The sequence below is a fragment of the Neobacillus fumarioli NBRC 102428 genome (assembly GCF_001591485.1).
GTDB lineage: Bacteria > Bacillota > Bacilli > Bacillales > Cytobacillaceae > Neobacillus > Neobacillus fumarioli.
Window position 1 is genome coordinate 1 of sequence record NZ_BCUZ01000202.1, and the last position, 2753, is coordinate 2753.

5 protein-coding genes are annotated in these 2753 nt (G+C 38.2%); 1 reads left to right on the forward strand and 4 read right to left on the reverse strand.

The features are described from left to right. Positions 1 to 42 precede the first annotated feature (42 nt). From BFU02S_RS16550 to BFU02S_RS15475, 3 genes are read right to left on the reverse strand one after another with little or no spacing between them, the layout of a single operon-like run. Positions 43 to 177 carry a YrzQ family protein gene (locus BFU02S_RS16550; protein WP_084361159.1) on the reverse strand — a complete coding sequence of 45 codons (135 nt, stop codon included), beginning with the start codon at positions 175 to 177 and terminating at the stop codon, positions 43 to 45. Between the two features lie 22 nt (positions 178 to 199). Then, the gene (locus BFU02S_RS15470; RefSeq protein WP_066372602.1) at positions 200 to 391 is read right to left on the reverse strand and encodes a YrzR-like zinc ribbon domain; all 192 of its coding nucleotides are present in this window, start codon (positions 389 to 391) and stop codon (positions 200 to 202) included. Positions 392 to 402: 11 nt separating this feature from the next. Beyond that, positions 403 to 876 carry a PRC-barrel domain-containing protein gene (locus tag BFU02S_RS15475; protein WP_066372605.1) on the reverse strand — a complete coding sequence of 158 codons (474 nt, stop codon included), beginning with the start codon at positions 874 to 876 and terminating at the stop codon, positions 403 to 405. A 409-nt stretch (positions 877 to 1285) separates the two neighbouring features. Here BFU02S_RS15475 and BFU02S_RS15480 point away from each other — a divergent pair, with 409 nt between their 5' ends. Further along, positions 1286 to 1834 (forward strand): TetR/AcrR family transcriptional regulator, encoded by a 549-nt coding sequence (locus tag BFU02S_RS15480; RefSeq protein ID WP_066372608.1) that lies wholly within the window; start codon positions 1286 to 1288, stop codon positions 1832 to 1834. A gap of 136 nt (positions 1835 to 1970) precedes the next feature. Here the strand turns inward: BFU02S_RS15480 and BFU02S_RS15485 are convergent, their stop codons facing one another. Then, positions 1971 to 2729 carry a metallophosphoesterase family protein gene (locus BFU02S_RS15485; RefSeq protein ID WP_066372611.1) on the reverse strand — a complete coding sequence of 253 codons (759 nt, stop codon included), beginning with the start codon at positions 2727 to 2729 and terminating at the stop codon, positions 1971 to 1973. Positions 2730 to 2753 lie beyond the last annotated feature (24 nt).

The window sequence follows — 2753 nt, forward strand, 5'->3', positions numbered from 1 at the left end:
TAAACGATGAAAAAATCCCCCTCAAGTTGAGGAGGATCCAAGTTAAGTGATAGCGCGTTTAATGTTTTTTTGTATTTTTTTCATATTGCGGGCTGACATTAAATTGTTTCTTTGTACCAAATTGTAGGCTGCGATCCCTGCACCAAAAGCAATCATCGAAGTCATAAATTTATTCATGCGTTTCACCTCTTTTAATTTTTTAAAGGGTGTAATGACGCTCTTCTTCTTCAAACAAGTCATCTAAGGAACTTAGTGATCCATCTTCCTCGACTTGGTGGGTATGAATGATCCCTTTGGAAACAGAGAGTTCGATAAAGCAATTCCAGCAATAATATTGGTTAATGCCAATTTTGCCGATATCTTTGCTTTGACAATTGGGACACTTAAACATGAAAAGACACCTCACGTTTCTTTTACATCAACGATGATGGCATCTTTTCCAACCGTTATGGGCTTATCGGAATGAATGACTTGTTTTCCTTCCGTAATGTCTGAAAAGAAACCATCCGTTATTTCATACCCTACGATTGTGCCCAATTCTTCCTGAAAATATACATCTTTTAATAACCCAAGAGAATCTCCGCTTTTCGAAATCATCAGCTTTCCTTCAAGAGAGTTCTGATGGGCAAACGTATATTCAGGACGGTCCAACTTTTCCAAATGATGTTGATCTTCAATCATAACACCATCCGCGCCAAAGGAAGCCACTTTTTGGATATCCAAAAAACGTGTCTGTTTGAAGAAAACGCCCGTTCGAATCAAAAGGCCCGTTACGATTCCGCTGTTTGCCATGCACAGGTCACAAACTTCACCAATTTTCATCCCGCTTTTCGTTTCAAAAACAGGCTGACCTCTTAATAAGGTTAATGTTCGCAAAGAGTGTCCCCCCTTTTCGAACATTTATAGTGTCAGTCATTAATGAAAAATAATAAGGAGTAAGGTTTTCCAGCATTAGGATTTCTTATCCATGAGCTAAATGAATTTCATCGAAACCTAAATACCTCTTAATTGGGCTTTGCTCATTTTTGTCATTTTAAGAACATTTTCCTTGTTCTTTTTTAACACGGTTCAAATATGCCTCCAGTTTGAATTTAATTTACTTTTGTATTCCAAAAGTTAGTTATATATGATGTTTTAAAAATTTAATATTGATTGATTAATCAACATCTGTTTATAATTATAAAAAAGCCCTTCCTTCTTTCAATGGTTAAATCAGTACAATTCGGTCATTACTCAACAAATCAATTTAAATTGATGATTATCTTTAGAAAGATTGGTGAATTAAATGTCTAAAGTAGATAGAAGAATAGCCAAAAGCCAAGTAGCGATAAAAAATGCTGTAACTGAACTATTGGGAGAAAAAAGTTTTGATGACATTACTATTCAGGATATTGCGGACAGAGCGAATGTGAATAGAGGAACTATTTATCTTCATTACACAGATAAATACGATCTTTTGGATAAGATGATTGAAGAACATATGGACAATCTCCGAGAACTGTGCCAATCGGCAGCTGACCTGACGTTTCAAGAAGGAAATTATGTCTGGTACGAATACTTTGAGCGTCATTATTTATTTTTTTCAACAATGTTAGCAAGTAAAGGTGCACCCTATTTTCGCAGCCGGTTTCTTGAATTAGTTATTGAAGAGTTTAAAGCTGATGTGGATACCACCAAAGGAAAAAATCAAGGATTAAGCGAAGAAGTTATTCTTCAATTTTTTGGTTCAGCGGTCGTTGGAGCAGTAGAATGGTGGTTCAAGAATGGAATGCCATTGCCCGCTCGTGTGATGGCAGAACAAACAGGAGCTTTATTAGATAGAAACCTGGAATAATTTAATAACCTGAGTCCTTTTCTGTACAGGACTCAGGTAGCAAAACAACATCCGTCACATTGTTTATATTGACATGCAGGCATATTTCTTTCTGATTTTCTTGTTGAACTAACGCTCCCCGTTAACGCAGTAACACTCAGTTCTTCATTACCATGCTCTCTAAAAATTCCGCTGCTTTCGTCGCTGTTGGAACCCTAAGTACGTTCCCTTCAGCAAACTCATCCCTTTGTGGATCTTCACTCGCTCTAACCTCACGTGCAGCTGCCTCAAAATCATATATCGTCCGTCGAAATTCATAACCCATTGGGCTAAGTAGTAACCAGTATGCTCCTGGTTCATCAGCAAATGGCATCCCTACGCTCCCAGAATTAACAATACTTACACTGCCCACTTGTCTCTCAAATTGCATATGCGTATGTCCACACACAACAATCTTTTGCTGAATGTCTGCAAAAATAGTACTGAGCCGTTCTTGAGGCGTAAGGGGTGTAAAGATTTCTTCATCACTACGAGGTGTAGCGTGACAAAATAGAATATCACCTAACCCATCAACATGAAGGGTTATTGTTTCTGGTAATTGAGATAGAAAATCCCTCTGAGACCGATTTAACTGTCCAGCGACCCATTGTGTCTTCTCTCGACCCTTTTCAGACATAGTAGGTGGGAGTGATTTGCCGTCAAAAGCCATCACTACTTCTCTATCGCCATTTCCTCGAATAAAGTGAACCGTATAATCCAAGGATAAAATCCGGTCCAAAGTTCGTGAAGGCATTGGCCCAGAAACTATATCCCCTCCAACGACAATTAAATCCGGTTTAATATCTTCGAGTTCCTTCAACACTGCTTTCAAGGCTGGTAAATTCCCGTGAATATCATAAAGTGCCGCAATCTTCATCTTTCCACTCCTCCCTTATTTACC